This window comes from Acidobacteriota bacterium (assembly GCA_039028635.1).
Taxonomy (GTDB): domain Bacteria; phylum Acidobacteriota; class Thermoanaerobaculia; order Multivoradales; family JBCCEF01; genus JBCCEF01.
The window spans coordinates 1-25080 of the sequence record JBCCHV010000058.1 but is presented as its reverse complement, the minus strand read 5'-3'; the positions used below and the strand labels follow the sequence as shown (position 1 = coordinate 25080).

The following is a 25080-nucleotide window of genomic DNA, read 5'->3' as shown; positions in this document are numbered from 1 at the left end:
CTTCCGAACGTCAAGCAGGGGCAGCCGCCCGACGGGCTCGAAGGCACGCGGGGCCCTGACCACGGCTCACGCCTGGCTGGCCTTGGCCTGCTTCTTGGCGTACTTCTCGGCCTTGCGACGGACGCTGTTCCAGACCTGCGTCAAGCCCATCGCCTTCTTCATCGCCAGCAGCGTCGCCTGGACTTCCTGGCGGGTCTTCTGGGTGCCCTCGAAGATGAGCTGGTCGACCAGGCCGGTCTGCGAGGCGAAGCGCTCACGGCGCTCGCGGATCGGCGCCAGGAAGGCCTCGAGGGCCTCGGCGAGACGCTCCTTGACCTCGACGTCGCCGACGCTGCCCTCGCGATAGCGCGCCTTGAGGGCGTCCACCTGGGCGGTGTCCGGATTGAAGGCATCGTGATAGGCGAACACCGGATTACCTTCGACGGTGCCGGGAATGTCGGCCCGCACGCGATTGGGATCGGTGTACATCGACATCACCTTCTTGCGCACCGTCTTGGCGTCGTCGGAGAGGAAGATGGCGTTGCCGAGGCTCTTGCTCATCTTGGCCTGGCCGTCGGTCCCCACCAGGCTCGGCACGTCGCCGATCATCACCTCGGGAATCGGGAAGACCTCGCCGTAGAGATGATTGAAGCGCCGTGCGATCTCGCGCGTCACCTCGATGTGGGCGGCGTTGTCCTTGCCCACCGGCACCAGGTGCGAGCGCACGCACAGGACGTCCGCCGCCTGCAGCACCGGATAGCCCAGCAGACCGTAGGGCATCTCCGCCTTCTGAGCGCCGGCCGCCATCTCCTTGAGGCTGGGAATGCGTTCGAGACGTGGCACCGTCACCAGGTTCTGGAAGATCAGGTTCATCTCGGCAACTTCGGGAATGGCCGACTGCAGGTAGAAGGTCACCGCCCCGGGCTCGATACCGGCCGCCAGGCAGTCGAGCACCAGGTGGCGCGCGTTGTCGGCGCTGGCAACGATGTCGTCGCGGCGATTCTTGGTGGTCAACATGTGGGTGTCGGCGATGATCAGGAAGGTCTCGTACTCCTGATGCAACCGCACCCGATTCACCAGGGTGCCGACGTAGTGGCCGAGGTGGAGCTTGCCGGTGGGCCGATCACCGGTGAGGATTCGCTGGGTGGTCATGGTCGGCAAAGGATAGCCGAGGCGCCAGCACGCTCCAAGGGAAGAGGGAAGGGCGGGGCGCGGTCAGGCGAAGAGCTGCGGCGGCTCGGCCGGCGCCACCGGCTCGGGGGACCCGACGACGCGGCCGCTGGGGTGCAGGAAACGACCCCCGCCGAGATGGAGCAGGCAGGTGTTGCGGCCTTCGTCCTTGGCCCGGTAGAGAGCCTCGTCGGCGAGCAAGAAGATCTCGCTCGCGGTCTTGATGTGGAGCTCCGGAAAAACCGCCACGCCGGCGCTCATCCGCAGGGGCAGACGGTGCCCCTCGATCTCGAGATCGATCTCCTCCACCTGTTGCCGCAGGCGCTCGGCGATGGCGAGGGCGGCATGACCCTCGATATCCGCCAGCAGGAGGGCGAACTCCTCGCCACCGTAGCGCGCGAAGACGTCGTTGGTGCGCTTGAAGGAGGCCAGGACCGTCGCCACGGCGATCAAGGCCTGATCGCCGGCGGCGTGGCCGTAGGTGTCGTTGATGCGCTTGAAGTGATCGAGATCGCACAGGATGACGCCGAAGGCGCCGCCGCCGTCGCAGGCGCGGTGGTAGACCTCCGCCAGACGCCGCTCGAGCACTCGCCGCACGGCAGCGCCGGTGAGCGGGTCCTCGCGCGCTTCGCGATCGAGCAAGGCCTGATGCAGGGACGCCGACATCTGGGGCAGCAGGGCATCGAAGAGCTCGAGCTGATCGGCCACCAGACGGCGCGGATCGCACCACACGCGCAGACGGGCGGAGATACCCTCGCGGGATCCCAGGGAGCGATCGAGAACTCGCCAGTCGGAGCGCCGATGGACCCCGGGGATCGGCGGTGGGTGCGGCGTCGGGATGATCTTCCCTTCCACCAGAGCGCCGTCCGGCCCCGCCCCCCAACGGCGCTGACTACCCTCCTCGCCGGTGATCTCGAGAACGAACCACTCGCAGGCCACCACCTCGCGACACTCGACCTGAATCCGGTCGATGACGGCATCGAGCTCGACCACCGGGCCGATCATGCGCTCCGCCGCCCTGCGCACCCGCCCCAAACCGGCCAGGCGATGACTGGCGCCACGGTAGAGATAGGCGTTGCGCGCCGCTTCGAGGGCCAAGCCGGCAACCGCCGCCAGCAGCAGGAGAAGTGCGCCGTGATGCTCCGGGCGGAGCAACCGAGCCGCTCCCAGACCGACGATCCAGGCCACCCCGTCGAGGGCGAAGGGAGCCAGGTCTTGGCGGCGGACCAATCGCCGCCAGGCCTGCCCGGGCTGGGCCGCGTGCAGCAAGCGATCAGCGGCGATGATGGTGAGCTGTGCGAGCAGGTAGAGGAGCAGGGCCAACGGCCCCGACGCCAGCCAGGTGGCGAAGAGGACCGCCATGGCGGCGCGCAGCGCGGCGCGACCGTGGTGCGGCAGGCTGACCCCCGCCAGCCCTCCGATGCGACCGTTGACAAGACCGCCGAGAAACACCGCCAGACCGGCTCCGACGGCGGCTCCGACGGGCCCGAAGGTCACCGCCAGACTGGCCACCGCCACCGCCCCGACCCCGAGGGTCCGTCCTCCCAGGGGGCGGTGCACCGAGGCGCAGGAAGCCACCAAGGCGAGCACCAGCCAGAGCCAGAGCGGGGCCTCGGCGTCCAGGGAAAGGGCTCGACGCCATCCCAGAACGGTCAACAACGAGACCCCGACCAGCGGCGGCAGGACCGTCACGAGAAAGGCACGCAGCCTGAAAGGTTCGCGCATCCGCTCTTCGACCAAGGCGATGGTACCAGCCAGGCGAGGCAACGGATTGCCGGTCGAGCGAAACGGCCGGACGACCGGTGGCGGGATGTGGTTCATTTCTTCGGGCGTTCGCGGTGGTTCGTTCGTGGTCCTTATCTCTATAGACTCGCGACGACGTGTTTTCCCAACCCCTCGAGGAAGAAATCCTCGACAGCGCCAGCCTCGATCCCGCCGCCCGCGAGCGCGCCCTGCGCGGACTCGGCCGGGTCAATCGAGTGCTCTTCGGCTTTCAGCCCGTCCGCCGGAGTCTGCTCCCCCTGTGGACGAAGGGACCACCTGATTTGTGTGTTCTCGACCTCGGGACCGGTTCGGGAGAGACCGCCGCACGCTTGGCCCGCGCCGCTCGACGGCGCGGCATCGCGGTGCGGGCGATCGGGGTCGACCGCCAGCTCGGGCACCTCCTCTTCGGTCGCCGGGCGGGACACCACCAGCTCCGAGTGGTGGCCGATGCCCGCCATCTACCGTTCGCCGACGCAGCCTGTGATTGGACTCTCTCGAGTCTGTTCTTTCACCATTTCGACGGCCCGGCGAACCGCGCCGTCGTGGCCGAGATGAACCGGGTTGCGCGTCGCGGAGCGGTGGTGGTCGACCTCCGCCGCAACTGGCTGGCCGCGCTGCTGGTGCGATTGCTGCTTCCGCTCCTCGGAGTTTGCGCCGTCACCCGCCACGATGGGCGGTTGTCGGTACGCCAGAGCTGGCCCCTCGCCGAGCTCAGGCGCTGGGCCACGGTCTACCAGGGCGCCGAGGTCCGGCGGCGCTTTCCCTTTCGCTTCTGCCTGGTGATTCCGACCAAAACCGGCGCGGCGGGCCGGGCGAAGGCGCCGGGCGCCGCGAGCTGAACTCCTCGGGCTGAGCGCCGCGAGAACCTGAGGATTGGACCGCTGGCCCGAGGTCAGAGGTCACGCGCCGCCGGCAGACCGGCGAGACCCTCGGCGTCGAGAGCGGCTGCCGCGATGGCCAGACCGACGGCGCGCTCGGCCAAGGTCCCGATCTGGTTGACGTGGGCTCGACGGGTACCGCAGGAGAGGGTGACCACCAGGTCACCGTCGTAGAGCGTGAGGGCCGGCGCCAGAGCGCGATGGAAGCCCCCGAAGGCCATCCGGCTGACCATCAGGGCGGCGTCTTTCGAAAGGGCGGCATCGCTCATCACCACCGCCAGGGTGGTGTTGCCTTGCCAGGGATCGAAGGGATCCGCCGGGAGATTTGCCAGCACCGCCTCGGCACCGGCAAGGGAGGGCGGCGAGCCATCTCGGCGACAGCCGGCCAGCAGTCGGCCGCTGTCGGGATCGCGAACGTCTCCGAAAGCGTTGACGGCGACCGCCGCCGCCACCGTCGGGCCGCCCTCCGGCGTCAGCGCCACGAAGCCGAAGCCGCCCTTCATGGCGTGCTCGATTCCCCGCGCCTTGCCGACGGTGGCCCCGGTGCCGGCTCCGACATTGCCGGTCGCGATGGTGCCTGCCGCTGCCGTCTCCAGGGCCTCTCGGACCAACGCTGTCCCGGGCCGCGCCGCCGGATCGCCCACCCCGAGGTCGAAGAGGATCGCCGTCGGCACGATCGGGATGACCCCGAGCTCGGTGGCGAAGCCATGACCACCCTCCACCAACCAATCGGACACCGGATCCGCCGCCGACAGGCCAAAGGCGCTGCCGCCGGCGAGCACCACCGCGTGGGCCCGGCTGGCGACGTGCTGAGCCAGCACCAGGGAATCGAATTGCCGGGTCCCGGTAGCGGCACCGCGAACCTCGGCGGCGGCCATCACCCCCGCCGGGCAGAGGATGACGGTGACCCCGGTGCCGCCGGCCAGGTCGCTGCCGTGGCCGAGGGTCACTCCGGGGATCGTCAGCTCGGCGGACGGCGTCGGCAGCTCAGCCATCGGCTGCGTCCTTCCGCGACTCCATGAAAAAGGCCGGCCCGAGAAGGGCCGGCCTGCACTGCGGTCGCTCGGACAAGGGCCTCACTGCACCGGGAAGCCCTGAACCTCGAGGTTCGAGAAGCGCCATCCGATGGGCGGGTAGAAGGCGTTGTCGAAGACCCGCGACAGCCCGAAGATGAGGTTGATGCCCTCGCCGTTGTGGACCACCACCGGGTTGGTGATGCCGCCGGACACCTGCTGGATCAGGCTGCCGCCGCGGAACACCAGCAAGGTCGCCACCCGCTGCGCCGTGTCGTAGGTGAACTCGACGCGAAAGTTGGCGCGCTCGGACCAGTTGGTCGGACCCTGCACTTCGCGCTCGTTGCCGAGATCGAGGATGGTCTTGTCGCGATCGCCCCGCACGAACAGCGCCGCATAGAGCGGGCCGCCGTTACGCACGAAGTTGAACACGGTGTTGAACAGCGGCCCACGGTAGCGCTCGATCCGCATATCGAACTCGAAGGTGACCAGCGAGTACTGCACTCCGGCCTCGAGATTGTCGAGGGGAATGCTGAGCACCGGGTTGCTGCTGGTGCTGACGAAGAACTCGCCCTCGCGGCGCAGAATGCCGACCGACCCCGGAGCTCCCGGACCGACGCGGTCCGCGCCGCTCACGGTGGCGGCGTGGAAGGCGATGCCGGTGGGCTCGGCGTCACGGGTCACGCCGTAGGCGAAGAAAGGCTGCGAGCACTTGACGTCCATCCGCACGTCGCCGACGCTCTCTTCCCCGAGGATGCCGAGGGCACCATCGAAGTGACGATGGCCGAGGGGGGGCACGACGATGACCGCGGTCTGCTGGATGCGGGTCGAATCGGAACGGTAGAGGGTGAGGTCACACTGCGCCGGCTCGGTCCCGAAGGAGATCACGCCGACATCCGAGCGGGCGCCCGCCTGCGAACGCTTGAGACCGAGCACACGGCGGGTTTCACCGGCATTGGCCACCTGATCGCGACCGACGATCGGCATGGTGCCGGTGGCCACCGAGAAGCCGTCCGGGGTCACCCGCTCGAGCTGGGCGGAAAAGCTCAGCTGAGGAGCGCTGTCGAGCTCGAGCATGCCCGTCGCTCCGTCCGGCACGATGCTCTGCAAGCGCACCGTCGCCCCGGGGTTGATCGACATCAGGGTGCCGACCTCTTCCTCGTTCTCGGGCGGCGTTCCGTCGGTGTTGGTGGGAACGAACCGTGTCCGAAAACGACGGACCTCGGCACCTTCGTTGGTCACGAAGATGTTGGTCCGGATCGTCTCGCCGTCAATCGGCGTCCCAGACGCCACCGGAACATAGACGCCGTCGGCCCAAACCGGCGCCGCAAGCAAGAAAGCACAGCACACCACAATCCCACAAATCGCGTTCTTCATCAGTGCAACAACCTCCTGTGGCTGAAACCCTCGGCAAGAGGACCAGGCTGGAAATAAACCGTAGTGTATTTTGCCATATTTTGCAACCGAATTTGTGCAATTCAAGGCCAGTTTCGGCCAACTTCGAGTAACATACGGCCCAGGCCCGACGGGCGATCTCCATCTCCCGTGACCAACGGACATTCCGAGAGCTCGAACCATGCCGGAAACATCTCCGCAAAGCCCGGTTTCTGCGGTCGTCTGGAACTGGCGTCATCCCGCGCCGCCAGAACGTTCCGAACACAACCTCCGCCGCGAGGGCATCGTCCGCGCCGTCATCGGTTTCGCCGTCGCCGCGCTGATCTTCCTGTGGAAGCCGGTCTTCGGCATGGTGGTGGCGGGAATCACCGCCACCCTGCTCCTGCTCGCCTTGGTGGCACCGAACACCGCCTACCGCGCCGTCTCCCATGGATTGGCGGTGTTCGCCCAGTGGGTGGCCCAGGCGGTGACCTGGATCCTGATGACGCTGCTCTACTACCTGATGGTGACTCCGGCGGGTTTCCTGCTGCGCGTGACCGGCGGCTCGCGCATCACCCACGGCGCCGACGCCGAGCGCACCAGCTACTGGGAGACCACCGAACAGGCGGAAGCGTCCCTCGACCCCTACCGCCGACAGTTTTAGAGCCCTTTTAAAAGCCGCATCGAATCGAGTCCAGCCCATCTGATGAGGGAGCCGCCGTGAAGATTCTCGGGATCAGTTGCTACTACCACGACTCCGCCGCCTGCCTGCTGGTGGACGGCGAGATCGTCGCCGCGGCGCAGGAGGAGCGCTTCACCCGCCGCAAGCACGATGCCGGCTTCCCGTCGCGGGCGGTGGAGTACTGCCTCGCCGAAGGCGGAATTCAGAAAGGCGACGAGATCGACCACGTCGTCTTCTATGACAAGCCGCTGCTCAAGTTCCACCGCATCCTCGAAACCTACCTCGGCGTGGCGCCGCGCGGCCGCCAGTCCTTCTCGCAAGCGATTCCCCTGTGGCTGCGCGAGAAGCTGTGGATCCCGCCACGCATCGAAGAGTCCCTCGCCGAGTGCGGCATCGAGAGCGCCGGCGACATCCTGTTCACGCCGCACCACGAGTCCCACGCCGCCAGCGCCTTCTACCCCTCGCCCTTCGAGGAGGCGGCGGTGCTCACCCTCGATGGCGTGGGCGAGTGGGCCACCACCACCATCGGCGTCGGTGAGGGCTCCCGCCTGGAGCTGATCCGGGAGCTGCGCTTTCCGCACTCCCTCGGTCTGCTCTACTCCGCCTTCACCTACTTCACCGGCTTCCGGGTCAACTCCGGCGAGTACAAGCTGATGGGCCTGGCACCCTACGGCGAGGGACGCTACACCCAGCAGATCAAGGACCACCTGATCGACCTCAAGGAAGACGGCTCGTTCCGTCTCAACATGGAGTACTTCGGCTACCTCTCCGGGCTGCGCATGACCAATGCCAAGTTCGCCGACCTCTTCGGCGGCCCTGCCCGCGAGCCGGAGTCGCCGATCAGCCGGCGCGAGATGGATCTCGCCCGCTCGGTCCAGGAGGTCACCGAAGAGGCCGTGCTGCGCCTCGCCCGCCATGCTCGCGAGGTCACCGGCAAGAAAGCCCTCTGCATGGCCGGCGGCGTGGCCCTCAACTGCGTCGCCAACGGCATCCTGCTGCGCGAGGGCATTTTCGACCAGCTCTGGATCCAGCCCGCCTCGGGCGATGCCGGTGGCGCCCTCGGAGCGGCCCTGGCGATCTGGTACAACGCCCTCGGCAAGGAGCGCCGGCCCGATGGCCGCCGCGACTCCATGGCCGGCGCCCAGCTCGGTCCGACCTTCTCGGACGACGAGATCCGCGACTTCCTCGATACCCGCGGCTATCCCTACCGCGAGCTCGGTGCCGAAGAGCGGCCGCGCGCCATCGCCGAGCAGATCGCCGGCGAGAACGTCGTCGGCCTGTTCCAAGGGAGGATGGAATTCGGTCCCCGCGCCCTCGGCAACCGCTCGATCATCGGCGACCCGCGGTCGAAGACCATGCAGTCGGTGATGAACCTCAAGATCAAGTACCGGGAGAGCTTCCGTCCCTTCGCCCCGACGGTGATGGAAGAGCGGGTCAACAAGTACTTCGACCTCGACGAGCCCTCTCCCTACATGCTGATCGTGGCCGGCGTTCAGGACGAGATTCGCAGCGCCGCCGAGGGCGACGAGCGCGACCTCGACCTGCGCGAATGGGTCAACCGGGCGCGCTCGGAGATCCCCGCCATCACCCACGTCGACTACTCGGCGCGGATCCAGAGCGTCAGCGCCGAGACCAACCCCGACTACCACGCCATCATCCGCGAGTTCGAGCAGCTCACCGGCTGCGGGGTGATCGTCAACACCAGCTTCAACGTGCGCGGCGAGCCGATCGTATGCACTCCCGAGGACGCTTACCGCTGCTTCATGCGTACGGAGATGGACTTTTTGGTCCTGGGCTCCTTTCTGCTCGCCAAGGGCGATCAGCCGGAAGTGCCGGACCGCGAGGATTGGCGCGCCGAATACCCCCTCGACTAGCCGTCAGGTAGAGACTTTCAGCAGCCTGCCAGCTGGCGATTCGGGCACCAAGTCTGCGGTAGACTCGCCGCGGGAGAGAGACGAGAACGATGGGCAAGCTGAGTTACGTGGGATCTCTGTTCAAGGAAGTCTGGGACTTCGCCCGTGAGAACAAGGTGTACTGGATGGTGCCCTTCTTCCTCGTGCTCGGACTGGTCGTCCTGCTGGTGGTGACCAGCGAGGTGACCGCGCCGTTCATCTACACCCTGTTCTAGGTAGCGCGCCGGAAGCGTCCTGTCGGCGCCCGGCCGATCGCCGACCATGACCGTCATGAAACGCCTACGCCCCTGGCACGCATTGCTGATCTTGGCCGCCATCATGGCGGTGGTCCTGGTTGCCGACTACGGCCTCGCCGACCGCTCGCCTTACACCCGCGTCGCGCCGGATCAGGATGGGTTCGTGCGCATCGACATCTCGCAGCTCGCCAACGAGCAGGTGAAGTTCTACCGCTTCCTGAACTGGGGCAATCAGGAGGTCAAGTTCTTCGTCGGTCGCGATGGCGAAGGTCAGGTTCAGGTGGCCTTCGACGCCAACGAGATCTGCTTCAAGCGCAAGCGCGGGTACGAGCACAGCGGCGAATGGATGGTGTGCCGAGTCTGTGACAAGGCCTTCCGCCTCGCCGAGGTCAACGATGGCGGCGGCGGCTGCAAGCCGGTGCCGGTGGCTCATCGGGTGGAGGGCGATCTGCTCCTGCTGGCCGAGGACGAAGTGCTGCGTGGCTGGCGCTACTTCCGCTAGCGGAAAGCTCCGGGCACAGCGGAATCGGGGACCGGCAGCCGACGTTCGTCTGCAGGACCATGGGGTAGCGGCAAGAGCCGGCGAGGACTGAGGCCTGGCCAGTCGCACCGCAAGATCTGCCGGTAGTGGCTCGGGCCGCGTCGGCGAGGGGGCGCCGGAGCCCCCGCGGAAATCGCTCACCGGCTTTGCCGAGGCACGGAAATACTGTAGAGTCACGGTTTTACCGGCCTTTTTAGCCGGTCTTGCGCGACGGGAAAGGGAACGCCAATGGTATCGACGGATTTCGTACTCTACGAGGAGGAGTTCCAACACCTCGAAGAGGCTCTGCGCCGGCTGCGGCATGACGCCCACGGCCGTGCTGTGTTCCTGATCGACAAGAACGGTCAGCAGATCGCCGCCACCGGCGAAATCGAGCAGTTCGACACCACCTCACTGGCGTCCCTGACGGCGGGCAACGTCGCCGCCACCGATGGCCTCGCCAAGCTGATCGGCGAGCGTGAGTTCTCGGTCCTCTTCCACGAGGGTTTGCAGGACCACATCCACATCTCCATCGTCGCCAAGCGGGCGATCCTGGTGGTCATCTTCGACGACCGGTCGTCCCTCGGTCTGGTGCGCCTGCGGGTCAAGCGGGCGAGCAGCGAGATGGAGCGGATCTTCGACTCCATGATGGCAAAAGGCAAGGAAGAGGTCGCCGATCAGGTCCAGGCGAGCCCCTTCGCCGAAATCACCGACGAAGACATCGACGCCCTGTTCAGCGACTAGGGCAATCCAACCGCGGGTGCGCCGGCGCTCTCCGGAAAGGGCAGGTTCCACGCCTGTCGAGAGTGATTCGAGGCTGCGAGCATGACTTTCATCAATTACGCCAGCAAAGAGATCAACTGCAAGATCGTCTATTACGGCCCCGGCCTCGGGGGTAAGACGACCAATCTCCAGTACATCTACAACAAGACGGCGCCGGAAGCGAAGGGCAAGATGATCTCCCTCGCCACCGAGGCCGATCGCACCCTGTTCTTCGACTTCCTGCCCCTCGATCTCGGCACCATTCGCGGCTTCAAGACGCGTTTCCACCTCTACACGGTGCCCGGGCAAGTCTTTTACGACGCCAGCCGCAAGCTGATCCTCAAAGGGGTCGATGGCGTCGTCTTCGTCGCCGACAGCCAGAGCGAACGGATGGAGGCCAACATCGAGTCCATCCGCAACCTCGAAAGCAACCTCAAGGAGCACGGGTTCGATCTCCGCGAGATCCCCTACGCTCTGCAATTCAACAAGCGGGATCTCCCGACGGCGGATCCGGTGGACAAGATGTACCGCACCCTCAACTTCAAGCGTGAGCCCACCTTCGAAGCGGTCGCGACCACCGGCGTCGGTGTCTTCGACACCCTCAAGTCCGTCGCCAAGCAGATCCTGATCGAGCTGCGCAAGCGCTAGCTCCTCCTGAACCCTGGGAAACGAACGATGTCAAAAACCTGGCAAGACTCGGAAATCAAGTACCTCAACCGCTACGCCAAGACCAAGACCTTCGACGAGCTCGTGCAGCGCTTCGACGTCGCGGCGGATCAGGTCACCGCCAAGCTCCTCGATCTCGGCCTGACCACCAAGGACGGCAAACCCGAGCAGGTGGCGGCGGACCCCTTGCTGGCGGTCTACGAAGACGCCCTCGAGCGCCTCTACAAGGAAGACTGGAAGAAGGCCTCGGCGCTGCTCGAGAAGATCATCTCCGAGAGCGACCAGCCGGAGCTCGCCGAGCGCGCTCGCCAGCTCCTGGGGGTCGCCGAGCGTCGCCTCGCCGCCGGCCCGAAGGAGGAGGACCCCTTCCTGCTGGCGGTGTGGAACCACAACCGTGGCGATCACCAAGCGGCCCTCGCCCTGTGCGAGGAGAAGGACCGCCTGAAGAAGGACGAGCGCTTCCTCTACCTCGCCGCCGCCGTCAAAGCGGCTTCCGGCGACGAGGCGGCGGGCTCGCTGCTCGAGCAGGCCGTCGAGATGAATCCCAAGAACCGGGTCTACGCATTCCACGACTCGGACTTCGACGACCTGCGCGCCACCGGCGACTACGCCCACCTGTTCGAGCTTGAGTGACCCGCGGCCGACCGACGGCCCCTCCCTGGTGGCGGTCGGCGGCGGCTCCGGCCTCGCCGTCCTGCTGCGTGGCCTCAAGCGGCAGGAGGCGTCCCGCCTGACGGCGGTGGTCACGGTGACCGACGACGGCGGTTCCTCGGGCCGCCTGCGACGGCAGTTCGGTGTCCTGCCGCCGGGAGATATCCGCAACTGCATCGTCGCCCTGGCGGATGACGAGGATCTGCTGGCGCGGCTCTTCCAGTACCGCTTCCCGAACGGCGCCGGCCTCACCGGCCACTCCTTCGGCAACCTCTTCTTGACCGCCTTGACCGGCATCACCGGCGACTTCTACCAAGCGATCCTGACCGCCGAGTCGATCCTCTCGGTACGCGGCAGCATTCTGCCGGCGACGCTGCAGGACGTTCGCCTACGCGCCCGCGGCCACTCCGGCCGCAGCTACGAGGGGGAGTCGGCCATCGGCACCTCCGGCGAGCCGATGGCGGCGGTGATGCTCGATCCGGCCACGCCGCCGGCCTTTCCGCCGGCGGTGAAGGCTCTGCGGGAAGCCGATCTCATCCTGCTCGGCCCCGGCTCTCTCTACACCTCGATCCTGCCGAACCTGCTGATTCCGGGCATTCGCCACGCCATCCAGCAAAGCTCGGCGCGGGTGATTCTGATGCTCAACCTGATGACCCAGCCGGGCGAGACCGACGGCTTCGACGGCATCGGTCACCTGCAGGCGATCCAGAATCTCGCCGGGGAATCGCTGATCGACACGGTTTTGACCAACTCTCGCCAACCTTCGGCCGAAGTTCTGCGTTATTACGCCGACAGCGGCTCCCATCCGGTCACGGTCGACCACGGAGCCTTCGAGAGCATCGGCGTCGAGGTCGTCGCCACGGATCTGCTGGCGGACGGCGACCTGATCCGTCATGATCCGGAGAAACTGGCCGCCTTCTTGCCCGGCCTGCTCGAGAAATCGCCATGAGCCATCCTCCCCGCATCGCCGTCATCCTGGCCGCCGGCCGCGGCACCCGCATGGGCGGCGAACGACCGAAGGTGCTGCACCGCGCCGCCGGACGCTCCCTCCTCGGCTGGTCCCTCGCCGCCGCCCGCGAAGCCGGCTGCGAGCGCATCCTGGTGATCGTCGGCTACGGCGCGGAACAGGTGAAGGAGGAGATCCACGGCGACGACATCACCTGGGTCCTGCAGCGCGAGCAGCGCGGCACCGGCCACGCCCTCGCCCAGGCCGAATCGGAGATCTCGGGCCCGGCCACCCTCCTGGTGGTGCCGGGCGACGCCCCGCTGGTCACCGCCGCCACCCTCGACGCCCTGGCGCAGCGGGTGGAGAGCGGCGGGTTCTGGGGCTCTTTGGCGGTGGCCGATCTCGACCGACCGGGATCCCTCGGCCGGGTGCTCGCGGCCGATGCCGAAGGTCGCACCCTCGACCGCATCGTCGAGGCTGCCGACGCCAGTCCCGAAGAGCTCGCGGTACGCACCGTCAACACCGGCTTCTACGCTCTGCCGGCGCCTGAAACCTTCGACTTCCTGCGCCGCATCGGCAGCGACAACGCCCAGGGAGAGCTCTATCTGACGGACGCCCCGGGGGTCGCCCGCGCCGACGGCAAATCGGTCGCCCTGCTCACCCTCGACGATGCGGCGGAAGCCCTGGGGGTGAACAGCCGGAGCGACCTGGCCCAGGTTCACCAAGCCCTCCTCGCCCGCCAGGCGGAGCGCCTGATGGCAGCCGGCGTCACCGTGCTCGATCCGGCGTCGACGGTGATCGAGGCGGCGGTCCAGGTAGGCGTCGACACGGTTCTCCATCCCGGCGTCCATCTGCTCGGCGAGACCGCCATCGGCGCCGGTTGTGAGATTCACGCCGGGTGCTGGCTACGCGACAGCCAGGTGGGAGACGGCACCGTGATGCGCCCCTACAGCGTGCTCGAGGAGGCGAGGGTCGAATCCCAGGTCCAGATCGGCCCCTTCAGCCGCCTGCGCCCCAAGGCCCACCTCGCCGCCGGCAGCCGGGTGGGCAACTTCGTCGAGGTCAAGAACGCCCATCTCGGACCCGGCGCCAAGGCCGGTCACCTGGCCTATCTCGGCGACGCCGAGGTCGGCGCCGGAGCCAACATCGGCGCTGGCGTCGTGACCTGCAACTACGATGGCTACGGCAAACACCGCACGGTGATCGGCGAGGGCGCCTTCGTCGGCAGCGACACCATGCTGGTGGCGCCCGTCGAGGTCGGCCGCGAAGCCACCACCGCCGCCGGCTCGGTGATTCACCAGGAGGTGCCCGAGGGCGCCCTGGGAGTGGGTCGGGCGCGTCAGAAGAACATTCCCGGCTGGCGCGAGCGCCAGGCCCGCAAACATCGCAAGGAGGAGTGACACCGTGTGCGGGATCGTCGGATACGTCGGCCACCGCGAGGTGGTCCCCCTGCTGATCGAAGGCCTGCGCAGCCTGGAGTACCGCGGCTACGACTCGGCCGGCATCGCCGTCGCCCACAACGGGCACATCGCCACCCTCAAGGCCGAAGGCAAGCTCGACCGGCTGGTCGAGAAGCTCTCGGACCGGCCGATCGCAGGCTCCTTCGGCCTCGGCCACACCCGCTGGGCGACCCACGGAGCTCCCAACGAGCGCAATGCCCACCCGGTGCTCGATGCGAAGGGCCGCATCGCCGTCATCCACAACGGCATCATCGAGAACTTCCTGCCCCTCAAGCAGCGGCTGCAGGAGCAGGGCTGGGAGTTTCGCTCCGAGACCGATACGGAGGTCATCGCCAACCTGGTGTCGAGCCACTACCAGGGGGACCTGGTCGCCGCCGTCTCGACGGCGCGCCGCGAGCTCGAGGGCATGTACGCCTTCGCCGTCATGGCGGTGGGTGCCGACCAGGAGATCGTCGCCGGCCGGCAGGGGCCGCCGCTGGTGCTCGGCCTCGGCGAAGCAGAGCAGTTCCTGGCTTCGGACCCGGCCGCTTTGCTGAGCCATACCCGCGACGTCATCTTCCTCGAGAACGGCGATCTCGCTCGCCTCACCCCCGGCGACATGACCGTCTTCGGGCCCGAGGGCGAGGTCGTCGACCGCCCCGTGCAGCGCCTCAACTGGGACCCCATCCAGATCGAAAAGGGCGGCTACAAGCACTTCATGCTCAAGGAGATCCACGAGCAGCCGCAGGCCCTCCAGGACACCTTCGCGGGTCGCGTCGACTTTGTCCGCGGCACCGCCGAGCTCGACGATTTCGGCCTCTCGCCGGAGACCCTGCGCCGCATCGAGCGCATCCACATCGTCGCCTGCGGCACCTCCTGGCACGCCGGCCAGGTCGGCAAGTTCATGATCCAGGACCTGGCCCGCATCCCGGTCGAGGTGGACTACGGCTCCGAGTACCGCTATCGCGACCCGATCGTCGATGACCGGGTGCTCGCCATCGGCATCTCCCAGTCCGGCGAAACCGCCGACACCCTCGCCTCGATGGAGGCGGCCCAAGAGCGCGGCGCTCATCTGGCGGCGATCTGCAACGTCCTCGGCAGCCAGGCGACGCGCATCAGCGATGGCGTGATCTACACCCACGCCGGCCCGGAGATCGGCGTCGCCTCGACCAAGGCCTTCACCACTCAGCTCGTCGCCCTCTATCTCCTCGGCCTTCATCTGCGCCAGCTCCGCGGTCTGGAGAGCTCGCCGGAGCACACCGAGGGGCTGGCTCACCTGCCCCAGGCGGTGGACGAGATCGTGCGCCAAGAGGAGTCGATCGAAGCCCTCGGACGACAGTTCATGCGCCACGAGGACTTCCTCTACCTGGGCCGCGGGGTCAACTACCCGATCGCCCTCGAGGGCGCCCTCAAGCTCAAGGAGATCTCCTACATCCACGCCGAGGGCTACCCGGCGGGCGAGATGAAGCACGGCCCCATCGCCTTGATCGACGAAGACGTGCCGGTGGTGGCGATCGCCACCGGCGATCGCGTCTTCGACAAGGTTTGGAGCAACATGCAGCAGGTCAAGGCGCGCGACGGCAAGGTCATCGCGATCACCGATCGCTCGCCGGAGGAGCTCTCCGAGGTCGCCGATGCGGTGATCCAGGTGCCGCGCATGCCCCGCTTGCTGCAACCGATCGTCAACGTCATTCCGCTGCAGCTCCTGGCCTACTTCATCGGCGTTCGGCGCGGTGCCGACGTCGATCAGCCGCGCAATCTGGCCAAGAGCGTCACCGTCGAATAAGAGCGCTGCCCCAACGCCATGCTTCGCCTCTTGAACCGAGCGTTCGCGCCCGCCGGGGTCCTTTGCGCCCTCCTCTTTCTCGCCTGTGGAACACCACCGGGGCCGGTGATTCGCCTCGCCGAGGTCGACTCTCGGGAGGCGCCTCAGCCCCTCACCTTCCTCAACCACGAGCGCTTCGACACCGATCCGCGAGCCACCAAAGTCGATCTCTCGGCGGTGCGCTACGACCGCCTGAGGATTCGCGGCCGCGGTGATGCCGAGCTCGTCAAGCTGACCTGGAAGCTCTCCAACGAGTCGAAGACGCCGCGCTATCGCGCCCTCAGCTTTCCGGTCAACCCGGATGGCGAAGAGCACCTCTACGAGGTCGACCTGAGCCGCGAGGCCTACTGGGCGGGCCACGTCCACCGCATGACCTGGGCCACCAGCAGCGGAACCTTCGAAGCCCTCGAAGTCACCGCCCTGGGCTCCTCCGGCCGTCACCGGACCTCCGCCCTCGGCGGCATCTCGGTGCCGGTGCTGCCGGGTAGTGAACGCAGCGAGATCACGCTGCCGGACGACGTGCCCACCAGCGCCTTTTTCGAGACCCGCTACGGCATCTTGCCGCGCTTCAACCGGCAGGGCATCGAGGGTCGGTTCCGGGTGCTCACGGAGGACGGTGAGGTGTGGATGGATGCCAGCCTCGAGGGTGGCAACGCCGGCGGCTGGAGCAACTTCCGCCGCGAAGTGCAGCTGCGACCGGGCATGCGGCTGATCTTCGAGGCCAAGGTCAAGAACAAAGACCGTCCGCTGCCCGACGGCACCGCCCTGTGGGGGGGACCGACTCTACGCCCGACGCGCCAGCGGGCGACGAGGCCGAATGTCGTCGTTCTGGTGATCGACACCCTGCGGGCCGACTTCCTCGGCCTCTACGGTGACGAGATGGACCTCTCCCCCAATCTCGATCGCCTGGCCCAGGAATCGGTGGTCTTCGACCAGATGCTGGCCCCCAGCCCCTGGACTCTGCCGAGCACCGCCACCCTGCTCACCGGCTTCCACCCGCAGACCCACGGCGCCGGCCGGCTGCTCGGCAACTATGCCCCGACGGGCTTGATGGGCAGCGTGCCGACCCTCGCCCAAACCTTGTCCCAGAACGGCTATCGCACCGTCGGTATCTACAACAACGTCTACCTGGTGCCCTCCTTCGGCCTCGACCGCGGCTTCGACGAGTACGCCATCGTGCAGGGCGAAGACGAAGCCATCATCGACCGCGCCCTGGCGCGCATGATCGACCTCCAGGACGAGAGCTTCTTCCTCTTCCTCCACCTCTTCGGGCCGCACCATCCCTACAGCCCAGCGGCGGAGGACTGCCAGCGGGTGACCCGTGGTTTCGCCGGCGGCTACCAGGGCGACATCGGCTGCTCGCTGATCCGCCGGCCCTATCCGGAGTGGAAGGACCGCACCTGGATCCAGGGTCTCTATCGCGCCGAGATCGCCACCACCGACCGCGAGATCGGCCGCTTCCTCACCGGCCTCGAAGAGCTCGATCTGGCCGACGACACCATTCTGCTGGTGGTCAGCGACCACGGCGAGACTTTCTGGGAACGCTTCCGCCGTTTCCAGAGCCACGACTATCGCGATCAGGACCACGGCAACCATCACTACCAAGAGCTGCTGCGGGTTCCGGGTCTGCTCAAGGCCCCGGGGCTCAAGCCCCGGCGCATCGACGACGCCGTCGAGCTCGCCGACCTCTTCCCCACCCTCACCGGCCTCCTCGAGATCGACGGCCCACGCACCCAAGGCATCGACCTCGGTCCGGTGCTCGCCGGCGAGCGGCCACCGCGCCGTACCCTGGTCGCCGAGGGCCTGCTCTACGGACCACCGCGCTGGGCGGTGCGCCGCGGCCCCTGGAAGCTGATCGTGCCGGAAGATCCGATGATTCCGCGCGAGCTCTTCAACCTCGACGAAGACCCCGCGGAAGAGCACGACCGCATCGCCGAGCACCCCGAGATCGCCGCTCGCCTCTACGAGTTCGGCCTCGCCGAACGAGAGGAGCGCGACGCCCTGCGCCGCGAGCTGCGTGCCGGCGAAGACGTTCTCGACTCGACCTACCTCGAGTGGAACCACATCACCAAGTTGAGGGCCCTCGGCTACCTCCAGTAGGGCAGCACAGCGACTGCTTTCGGCAGAAGACGCAAGAGATTCCGGCCGCGGGCTCTGCCCTGCCGCAGGACCGCTTTCGGCTGTCCTGATCAGAAATCCTCACGGACCGTGAGCACTTCACGGACCCGAGTTCGTTGACTCCTTGTCAACCCGAAACTGCCCGCCCCGATCCGGGCGCCTGGAAAACGAACTCGAACCCGAGGAGTAGAAACCATGTCCAGAATTTCTCGTCTCCACCCCGTTCTTCTGATCGCGATCTGTCTCTGCCTCGCCGCCCTGCCGGCCAGCGCCCAGCGCCAGGGCTCGAGCAGCACCCTCACCGTCTCCGCCGGCTACGACATGTTCATCACCCCGCCGGACGGCTACAGCTTCTTCTACATCGCCGGCCTCGCCGACGAGACCATCCCCGAGGGCTTCTTCGGCTGTGTTCGGGTGGGCGGCGACTGCCTGCCGTCGGACGCCATCGCCTACCCGGTGCGGGTGCTCTTCGAGGGCCTCGCCACCGGCAGCCTCGGCCTCGAGCCGGGCACGATGGACAACAGCCCCTGCAAGGACGTCTCCGACGACACCAAGTTCGGCCGCCACTGCGCCGACGGCGTCGGCCACTTCTCCTCCACCAACCCGATGCCCTTCGACGAGGAGGAAGAAGACATCGACACCATCGTCCTGCGCGGCAACGACATGACCTTCGACGCCATCGGCGACGTGCGCAGCACCACCATCGAGCTGGTGTCGTTGTCCCTCGAGAGCATCAAGCCGATCACCGTCACCTACGGCAACGGTCGCATCACGCAGCGCTTCGACGTCATCGCCCGCGGCCCGCTGGTGCCCGGCCAGAAGGGCAAGATGGTCGTCTCCCGCACCGGCTCGAACAACGGCACCTACTTCTCGCGCCTGCCGATCTCCGTCGCCATCGCCTTCGAGAACACCGACCGACAGGGCCCTGGACCGAAGGAAACCCTCGACCTCGACCTCGACTTCGTCAGCGCCGAAGTGCCCTGGGAAGTGAGGAACTAGCGAGCTGCAACCGAAGTAATGAGCGATTAGAGGCCCTGACGGGAGTCGGGGCCTCACTCAACGGCCCAGACAAAAGAGACCTTGCTATATTCCTTATCTCAGCGAGACATCTCTTTGCCCTCGGGAGGGGCCCGATGAGCTTTCTTCACAACGACGAGCCGATCCTCTTCGGAGGGCCGAGCGCCTGGCGCCTGGTCTCCGAGATCGGCCATGCGGTCGCAGACTGCGCGCCGCCCCAGGTGTTCGGCATCCACGGCAACTGGGGCGTCGGCAAGACCAGCTTCCTCCACGGCCTCCACTGGTACCTGACGGGAAACTGCCCACAACAGCCAGACCACGAGGTCAAGGCAGCGAAGGCTGAACTGGAGGAGGCGCGCCTCGCCAGCCCTGATCTCAGCCTCGACGAGCCAGGAATCACCTTCCAGAAGGCGGTCACGGTGGTGTGGTTCGAAGCCTGGCGGTATCAGCACGAAGAGGTACCGATCGTGCCGCTGCTTCATGAGATGCGGGCCCACCTATCGTGGACCGCCAAGGCCCGCCGCAAGGCAGCCAATCTCGGGTCGACAGCGGTACGCAGTGCCTTGCTGGCGCTCGAGGACATCACGAAGATGATCGGCATCCAGGCCTCCAAGATCCAAGAGGCCGGGGAGCAATGGGAGCGCGAGAATCTGGCCGTGAAGCTCCCCTCCCACGTCGCCCGAGAGCAGCTCGAGGCGGCGGTTGGCGCTCTGCTCGGCCGCCACCAGGGAAAACCGCGGCGCCTGGTCATCCTGGTCGACGACCTCGACCGCTGTGAGCCGGAGATGGCCTACCGCTTCCTCGAAGGAATCAAGATCTACCTCAACCTGCCGAGCTGCGTTTTCGTCCTCGGCATGAACCAACAGATCATCGAGGAGGCCATCGCACCCCACCTGAGCTTCGTCAAGCCGGGAGAAGACGGAAAGGCGAAGCCGGCGCACCGCCACAAAGCCCACGAGTACATCGAGAAGATCTGCCAAAATATCTGGCACCTACCGCTGGTGGCCCGGCCCCACGAAATGTTGCGCGATCTCCTCGAAAAAGCAGGAGAGGAAGCCGAGATCATCGACCCCCTCTGCGCGGTGGTCCAGCACTACGGCTGCTTGCCACCGATTCCCCGACGCATCAAGGCCTTTGCCAACCTCATCGGGCGGCGAAGGGGGCACCTGAAGCAAGTGCACGCAACAGCGCAGCAGGAGCCCATCGCAACCAGTCTCCCATCCAGCGTCGAGCCCTGGGCGGCGATCACCATCGCCTTCGCCTACCTCTACACCTACCACCAAGTGCTCTACCGCATCCTGCGCGATCAAAAGCGGTTCTTCTACTCCCAGCTTCTCTCTTGGTGCGAGAACCCGGCGGAGCCACCGACTCCCGAGGGAGAAAAGGCGACCGGCAGCCGAGATGATCCGCCCGAGGTGCTGCGCGGTCTACAGCCGACCCACGAGCGCCTGGTCGTCGATCCCAGTGCCCCGACACCACGACTTGACTGGCAGCCTTGCATCGCCGACCCGGCGGCCTTCAACCTGTTCCGCATTCAGCGCTTGCTGTTCGAGATCGGCGACCTCGACGAAGCGGTCATCGAGGCCCTGCTCGATTGAGCCACGGCATCGGCCAAGCCCTACCTGGACGGCACGCCAAGACGAATGGCAAGACGGCGGGAGATAGACTCTCACCATGGTGAAAGAACGGCCCGTGCGGCACTATCGCCCTCACTCGGCCCCCCAGGCACCGCCGATCGCGGATCCTCGCGCGGAAGATTTCGTCAATCCCTTCCGGCACCGGCGTTTCCTCCGATATTTCCGCGATGTCGAGGAATGGCACGGCTACATTCGCTTCGTCAGCTTGCCGCAGTACCAGGACGACATCGACATTCGCTCCGAGCGCCTGTTCGTCGAGCCGGAGCTGTGCTCCCGCCACCTGGCGCCAGAGGAGCTGGCGACCTCGAAGCTCGAGCGCCACAAGCTTCTCAATGAGGTCGTCGCCCATCCTCGCTTGGTGCTGCTGGGCGATCCGGGGAGTGGCAAGTCCACCTTGGTGAGCTGGATCGCGCGCTGCCTCGCCGGGCCGGAGAGCAATGCCTGGGTCCAGAACCTCGGTCCCCTGCTGCCCATCCCGATCGTGCTGCGCGAGCTGCGGCTGACGGCAAAGGTCACCTGGGAGTCTCTTTGGAGCTCCTTTCTGAACCAGCCGGTGGCCAAGGCTCTTGGCCCTCTCGGCGCAGAGGTGCAGGAATTTCTCGACCGGGGCCAAGCGTACTTTCTTCTCGACGGCCTCGACGAACTCGCCGGCGACGCCACCCGCGAGGCGCTGCGCCGAGCCGCCCTCGAAGGAATGGCGCGTTACCCCGCTTGCCGCTGGCTGCTGACCTCGCGGGCGGTGGGCTACGACAGCGTGCCCTTCCACCAGGTCTCATGGACCGTGAGGGGGGACGAAGAGCTCGCCGGCGAAGACCTGGCCAAGGATCCGCCACGCAGGCCTCATCAGCTCGAAATCACTCAGCCCTCGGTCGAGGCGCTCGGACCAGAGTCGCACCAACCGGTGGCCACCTTGCGCTACCTGAGCCCGTTCTCGGATCGCGCCGTTCAGACCTTTGCTCGACTCTGGTTCGACCAGCGGACTCAAGCCAACGCCGCCTCCCGCGCTTCCGCCGAAAGCCTCTGGAAGGCCCTATGCGAGCGGCCCAACCTTTTGGCGATCGCCCGGGTCCCCAACCTACTGACTCTGATTGCACTGATCTTTCGCAAAGAGCTCGACCTGCCCGACGGCCGCCCGCGCCTCTACGACAAGATCGCCGAGGCCTACCTCGAGACCATCGACACCTTCTACAATCTTTCCCGACAGCCGTTCTCGATCGAGCAGAAGAAACGCTGGCTCGGCCGGGTGGGTTTCGAGATGCAGCGCCTGCGCGGCACCGCCGCGGAAGACGAAAACGATCCCGGTGGCATTCTGCTCGAGAAAGCCCAGGTGCTCGACTGGCTAGTCGATGAGATGCACGCCTCCGGACTCGACGATGCCGAGAGGGTGGCCGACGCCTTCCTCGACTACATCGGCCGGCGCAGCGGCCTGCTACTGCCGCGAGGCAAGGGCGTCTACGCCTTCAGTCACCTCTCCTTCCAGGAGTACTTTGCCGCGGTCCATCTGCTGCGCTTTGTGACCCTGCCCGACTGGCCCATCGAAGCTCGAGAGCCTTCGACCCACCTATCTCGGAAGCTCGCCTCCTATCCCGACCAGATCGCCTGGCTCGAAACCCTGTCTCTCTTGATCGGCATGCTGGCCGACAACGAAGCCTGGCGCAAGCTGCTTCTCGATTTCTTCTTCGGCCTGAGCTTCGAGGCCGTTCGAACGGCAAAGGACCGTCAGAGCGAAGTGCGCGCACAACTTCTCGCCGAAGTCTCCACCGACGTGCATTCGGGGTTTTCGCGATCGCTTCGCGAAGAAGCCTGGGCTGCCTGCTGGGAACGGGAGCTCAAGCTTCAAGAAGCTGAATTCTTCATGATTCCGGAATCTCGAGCTATCGACTTGCTGATCGCAAAGGCGGCCGTATTCGACAACTCGCCCTGGAATGGACTCGCCTCAGACACCTCCCTCGAAAAGGCAAACCTCGGCAGAACCCAGACCCAAGACGCGTCACCACTGCAAAACCTTACCAACCTGAAAACCCTCGACCTCAGTGCAACCCTGATCCAAGACGCGTCACCACTGCAAAATCTTACCAACCTGAAAATCCTCTACCTCAGTGAAACCCGGATCCAAGACGCGTCACCACTGCAAAACCTTACCAACCTGGAATTCCTCACCCTCGACGGAACCCAGATCCAAGACGCGTCACCACTGCAAAACCTTACCAACCTGAAAAACCTCTACCTCGACGAAACCCAGATCCAAGACGCGTCACCACTGCAAAACCTTACCAACCTGGAATTCCTCACCCTCAACGGAACCCAGATCCAAGACACGTCACCACTGCAAAACCTTGCCAACCTGAAAAACCTCTACCTCGACGGAACCCAGACCCAAGACGCGTCACCACTGCAAAACCTTACCAACCTGAAAATCCTCTACCTCGACGAAAACTCCTCAGAGGAAGCCAGCTAGCTTTCCCCTGACCGCGCTGGCACTCCGTACCCCGCATCTTCCTCCACCCCCGCCGCGGCCATCTCTTCGGCGCGCTGGCGACTGATCGCAATCTCGGCCTCGATGACCGGGCGATCCCATTCCGCAGGGGTCTGGATCCAGCCCTGGAGGTTGCGCAGGACGAGATCGCTCAGGAAGCGGACGTGATCCGGGCGATCGTTGAGGCAAGGAAGGTAGCGGTAGTCCTCGGTCTTGCCGCCGGCTTCGACCCAGAACTCGCGGTTGAGCTCTTCGAGCTCTTCAAGGGTCTCGAGGCAGTCGGCGGAGAAGGCCGGACTGACCACGTCGAGGCGGCCGATCTCGGCTCTCGCCAGCGCCTCGACGGTCTTGTCGGTGTAGGGCTGGAGCCACTCCTCGCGGCCGAAGCGCGACTGGAAACAGACGACATAGCGATCGCGGTCGAGGCCGAGCTCCTCGGCCACCAGGCGCGAGGTCTTGTGGCACAGGCAATGGTAGGGATCGCCGTTCTTGAAGTAGCGCAGCGGGATGCCGTGGTAGGAGAAGAGCAACTTGTCGGGCTCGCCGTCTCTCGTCCACACCTCGCGGATCGAGTCGGCCAGCGCTCGAATATAGGCCGGCTCGTCGTGATAGCCGAAGACGCTGCGCAGCTCCGGCACCCGCCGCCAGGTCATCAGCTCCGCCGCCAGGGCATCGAAGGTGGAGGCGGTGGTGGTGGCCGAGTAGTGCGGATAAAGCGGCAGGAAGAGAATGCGCCGACAGCCCTTTTCGCGCAGCTCCGCCAGCGCCTTGGCGATCGCCGGCTGGCCGTAGCGCATGCCGAGAGCGACGTGAATCGGCGTGCCGACCTCGGCTTGCAGAATCTTCTCGATCGCCGCCGTCTGCTTCTTGGCGATGACATAGAGGGGCGAGCCCTCGTCGGCCCACACCGACGCATAGGCCTCGGCCGACGCCTTGGGCCGGGTGGTGAGCACGAACAGGTTGAGGATGATCCACCACAGCACCCTCGGAACCTCGATCACCCGTGGATCGGACAAGAACTGGCGCAGGTAGGGGCGCAATGCCTTGGCAGTGGGAGCCTGGGGCGTTCCCAGATTGGCCAGCAAGACGCCGACAGCGGGCATCTCGGAATGGTCGAAACCCGGCTCATCCACGAACTTCGGCATGACAATTCTCCAAGGGAAAAAACGGCGGAGCGCTGGCTTCGAGCCATCCCTCCGAGCCCCTCGAAGTCTAGTGCCTCGGGACGGGCGGTGCCAGTCGATGCGTCGCTTGGGGAGGGCATGCGCCGAGTTCGAAGGTGCTGGTTATCCGGACGCCGAACGCCCGTGGGATCTGCCGGTGGCCTACGAGACGGCCCGCTCCGGGCGGAGGCATAACTCGCCTAGCGGCTCAAACAGATGCCTCCGCTCGTCCTCCACGGGCCTGAGGTCGGACTTCAAACACAGGTGCCCACGAGCTCAGGCGCCCGGCCAACCAGCCCCTCCGAACTCACACCGTTACATCCCCCCAGACCGTGGGTGCCAGCGGAATCTGATGATCCGCGCCGGTAGTAAAAACCCGACCAAGAGTTGAAGACCCGAAGTGCAACCACACCCTCCCTCCCCCCTCCCAAAAAGAGAGCTGGCCTAACCGAGGCCGGAAGGCCTCGGCGGTGCCGGCGTGGAGCGAAGCCTTCGTCCGCAGGGCAAGCACTCGGCAGTCCGACCCTAGGCCCGCGGAAGAAGAACGGAGGCATCTGTCAGAGCCGCTAGGCGAGTTATGCCTCCGTCTGGAGCGGGCCGACCCGCAGGCCACCGACCTCCCGACGCGGACGACCAGCGAAGCGCAGCGCCAGCACCGTCAGGTGCATCGGAACTTAATAAACCGCTCCGGTGATCCGACCGAACCTCAGCTCACGAGTTGAAGACCCGAAGTGCAACCCCACCCCTCCCTCCCCCTCTCAAAAGAGAGCTGGCCTAAACCAAGAGGCCGGCAGGCCTCGGCGGTGCCGGCGTGGAGCGAAGCCTTCGTCCGCAGGGCAAGCACTCGGCAG

Annotated in this window: 20 protein-coding genes; 15 read left to right on the top strand and 5 right to left on the bottom strand. The window is 66.3% G+C overall.

Annotated elements, in window-relative coordinates; genetic code table 11:
• Positions 1-66: 66 nt before the first annotated feature.
• Both trpS and AAF604_19865 read right to left on the bottom strand, forming a co-directional pair.
• Positions 67-1131, bottom strand: a complete 1065-nt coding sequence (gene trpS, locus AAF604_19870; GenBank protein ID MEM7051935.1) for a tryptophan--tRNA ligase — start codon at positions 1129-1131, stop codon at positions 67-69.
• 63 nt (positions 1132-1194) lie between these two features.
• The gene (locus AAF604_19865; protein ID MEM7051934.1) at positions 1195-2874 is read right to left on the bottom strand and encodes a GGDEF domain-containing protein; all 1680 of its coding nucleotides are present in this window, start codon (positions 2872-2874) and stop codon (positions 1195-1197) included.
• Positions 2875-3029: 155 nt separating this feature from the next.
• On the opposite strand from AAF604_19865, the gene AAF604_19860 reads away from it, so the two are divergent.
• Positions 3030-3752 (top strand): methyltransferase domain-containing protein, encoded by a 723-nt coding sequence (locus tag AAF604_19860; GenBank protein MEM7051933.1) that lies wholly within the window; start codon positions 3030-3032, stop codon positions 3750-3752.
• Positions 3753-3805: 53 nt separating this feature from the next.
• Here AAF604_19860 and AAF604_19855 read toward each other — a convergent pair whose 3' ends face one another.
• Together AAF604_19855 and AAF604_19850 are read right to left on the bottom strand one after the other, a co-directional pair.
• The gene (locus AAF604_19855; GenBank protein MEM7051932.1) at positions 3806-4786 is read right to left on the bottom strand and encodes a P1 family peptidase; all 981 of its coding nucleotides are present in this window, start codon (positions 4784-4786) and stop codon (positions 3806-3808) included.
• A gap of 81 nt (positions 4787-4867) precedes the next feature.
• The gene (locus AAF604_19850; GenBank protein MEM7051931.1) at positions 4868-6181 is read right to left on the bottom strand and encodes a hypothetical protein; all 1314 of its coding nucleotides are present in this window, start codon (positions 6179-6181) and stop codon (positions 4868-4870) included.
• A gap of 199 nt (positions 6182-6380) precedes the next feature.
• On the opposite strand from AAF604_19850, the gene AAF604_19845 reads away from it, so the two are divergent.
• From AAF604_19845 to AAF604_19780, 14 genes are all read left to right on the top strand, one after another.
• Positions 6381-6842: a hypothetical protein gene (locus tag AAF604_19845; GenBank protein MEM7051930.1), complete on the top strand. Its 462-nt coding sequence runs from the start codon at positions 6381-6383 to the stop codon at positions 6840-6842.
• A gap of 56 nt (positions 6843-6898) precedes the next feature.
• Positions 6899-8734: a carbamoyltransferase gene (locus tag AAF604_19840; GenBank protein MEM7051929.1), complete on the top strand. Its 1836-nt coding sequence runs from the start codon at positions 6899-6901 to the stop codon at positions 8732-8734.
• Positions 8735-8823: 89 nt separating this feature from the next.
• Positions 8824-8988: a DUF5989 family protein gene (locus tag AAF604_19835; protein MEM7051928.1), complete on the top strand. Its 165-nt coding sequence runs from the start codon at positions 8824-8826 to the stop codon at positions 8986-8988.
• Between the two features lie 46 nt (positions 8989-9034).
• A complete protein-coding gene (locus AAF604_19830; GenBank protein ID MEM7051927.1) occupies positions 9035-9511 on the top strand; it encodes a Fe-S-containing protein in 477 nt (158 codons plus the stop codon).
• A 267-nt stretch (positions 9512-9778) separates the two neighbouring features.
• The gene (locus AAF604_19825; protein MEM7051926.1) at positions 9779-10273 is read left to right on the top strand and encodes a roadblock/LC7 domain-containing protein; all 495 of its coding nucleotides are present in this window, start codon (positions 9779-9781) and stop codon (positions 10271-10273) included.
• An 81-nt stretch (positions 10274-10354) separates the two neighbouring features.
• Positions 10355-10939: a GTPase domain-containing protein gene (locus AAF604_19820; protein MEM7051925.1), complete on the top strand. Its 585-nt coding sequence runs from the start codon at positions 10355-10357 to the stop codon at positions 10937-10939.
• Positions 10940-10966: 27 nt separating this feature from the next.
• Entirely contained in the window at positions 10967-11590 is a 624-nt protein-coding gene (locus tag AAF604_19815; GenBank protein ID MEM7051924.1) for a hypothetical protein, read from the top strand.
• Positions 11583-12557, top strand: a complete 975-nt coding sequence (yvcK, locus tag AAF604_19810; GenBank protein ID MEM7051923.1) for a uridine diphosphate-N-acetylglucosamine-binding protein YvcK — start codon at positions 11583-11585, stop codon at positions 12555-12557. The genes AAF604_19815 and yvcK overlap by 8 nt, the downstream gene beginning before the upstream one ends.
• A complete protein-coding gene (gene glmU, locus AAF604_19805) occupies positions 12554-13954 on the top strand; it encodes a bifunctional UDP-N-acetylglucosamine diphosphorylase/glucosamine-1-phosphate N-acetyltransferase GlmU (protein MEM7051922.1) in 1401 nt (466 codons plus the stop codon). Before yvcK ends, glmU begins: the two co-directional genes overlap by 4 nt.
• Positions 13955-13958: 4 nt before the next feature.
• A complete protein-coding gene (glmS, locus tag AAF604_19800) occupies positions 13959-15779 on the top strand; it encodes a glutamine--fructose-6-phosphate transaminase (isomerizing) (protein MEM7051921.1) in 1821 nt (606 codons plus the stop codon).
• An 18-nt stretch (positions 15780-15797) separates the two neighbouring features.
• On the top strand, positions 15798-17918 hold the full coding sequence (locus AAF604_19795; protein ID MEM7051920.1) for a sulfatase: 2121 nt from the start codon (positions 15798-15800) through the stop codon (positions 17916-17918).
• Positions 17919-18131: 213 nt separating this feature from the next.
• On the top strand, positions 18132-18935 hold the full coding sequence (locus AAF604_19790; protein MEM7051919.1) for a hypothetical protein: 804 nt from the start codon (positions 18132-18134) through the stop codon (positions 18933-18935).
• A gap of 134 nt (positions 18936-19069) precedes the next feature.
• Positions 19070-20551 (top strand): P-loop NTPase fold protein, encoded by a 1482-nt coding sequence (locus AAF604_19785; GenBank protein ID MEM7051918.1) that lies wholly within the window; start codon positions 19070-19072, stop codon positions 20549-20551.
• A gap of 76 nt (positions 20552-20627) precedes the next feature.
• Positions 20628-23048 carry a leucine-rich repeat domain-containing protein gene (locus tag AAF604_19780; GenBank protein MEM7051917.1) on the top strand — a complete coding sequence of 807 codons (2421 nt, stop codon included), beginning with the start codon at positions 20628-20630 and terminating at the stop codon, positions 23046-23048.
• Here AAF604_19780 and hemH read toward each other — a convergent pair.
• Complete coding sequence (hemH, locus tag AAF604_19775) at positions 23045-24211, bottom strand: ferrochelatase (GenBank protein ID MEM7051916.1); 1167 nt, start codon at positions 24209-24211, stop codon at positions 23045-23047. The two genes, AAF604_19780 and hemH, sit on opposite strands and share 4 nt — an antisense overlap.
• Positions 24212-25080 lie beyond the last annotated feature (869 nt).

Excerpts from the sequence above, each read along its gene's own strand:
- trpS (MEM7051935.1), bottom strand. The coding sequence starts at position 1,131 with ATGACCACCCAGCGAATCCTCACCGGTGATCGGCCCACCGGCAAGCTC.
- AAF604_19865 (MEM7051934.1), bottom strand. The coding sequence starts at position 2,874 with ATGCGCGAACCTTTCAGGCTGCGTGCCTTTCTCGTGACGGTCCTGCCG.
- AAF604_19855 (MEM7051932.1), bottom strand. The coding sequence starts at position 4,786 with ATGGCTGAGCTGCCGACGCCGTCCGCCGAGCTGACGATCCCCGGAGTG.
- AAF604_19850 (MEM7051931.1), bottom strand. The coding sequence starts at position 6,181 with ATGAAGAACGCGATTTGTGGGATTGTGGTGTGCTGTGCTTTCTTGCTT.
- AAF604_19845 (MEM7051930.1), top strand. The coding sequence starts at position 6,381 with ATGCCGGAAACATCTCCGCAAAGCCCGGTTTCTGCGGTCGTCTGGAAC.
- AAF604_19835 (MEM7051928.1), top strand. The coding sequence starts at position 8,824 with ATGGGCAAGCTGAGTTACGTGGGATCTCTGTTCAAGGAAGTCTGGGAC.
- AAF604_19830 (MEM7051927.1), top strand. The coding sequence starts at position 9,035 with ATGACCGTCATGAAACGCCTACGCCCCTGGCACGCATTGCTGATCTTG.
- AAF604_19825 (MEM7051926.1), top strand. The coding sequence starts at position 9,779 with ATGGTATCGACGGATTTCGTACTCTACGAGGAGGAGTTCCAACACCTC.
- AAF604_19820 (MEM7051925.1), top strand. The coding sequence starts at position 10,355 with ATGACTTTCATCAATTACGCCAGCAAAGAGATCAACTGCAAGATCGTC.
- AAF604_19815 (MEM7051924.1), top strand. The coding sequence starts at position 10,967 with ATGTCAAAAACCTGGCAAGACTCGGAAATCAAGTACCTCAACCGCTAC.
- glmU (MEM7051922.1), top strand. The coding sequence starts at position 12,554 with ATGAGCCATCCTCCCCGCATCGCCGTCATCCTGGCCGCCGGCCGCGGC.
- AAF604_19795 (MEM7051920.1), top strand. The coding sequence starts at position 15,798 with ATGCTTCGCCTCTTGAACCGAGCGTTCGCGCCCGCCGGGGTCCTTTGC.
- AAF604_19790 (MEM7051919.1), top strand. The coding sequence starts at position 18,132 with ATGTCCAGAATTTCTCGTCTCCACCCCGTTCTTCTGATCGCGATCTGT.
- AAF604_19785 (MEM7051918.1), top strand. The coding sequence starts at position 19,070 with ATGAGCTTTCTTCACAACGACGAGCCGATCCTCTTCGGAGGGCCGAGC.
- AAF604_19780 (MEM7051917.1), top strand. The coding sequence starts at position 20,628 with ATGGTGAAAGAACGGCCCGTGCGGCACTATCGCCCTCACTCGGCCCCC.
- hemH (MEM7051916.1), bottom strand. The coding sequence starts at position 24,211 with ATGCCGAAGTTCGTGGATGAGCCGGGTTTCGACCATTCCGAGATGCCC.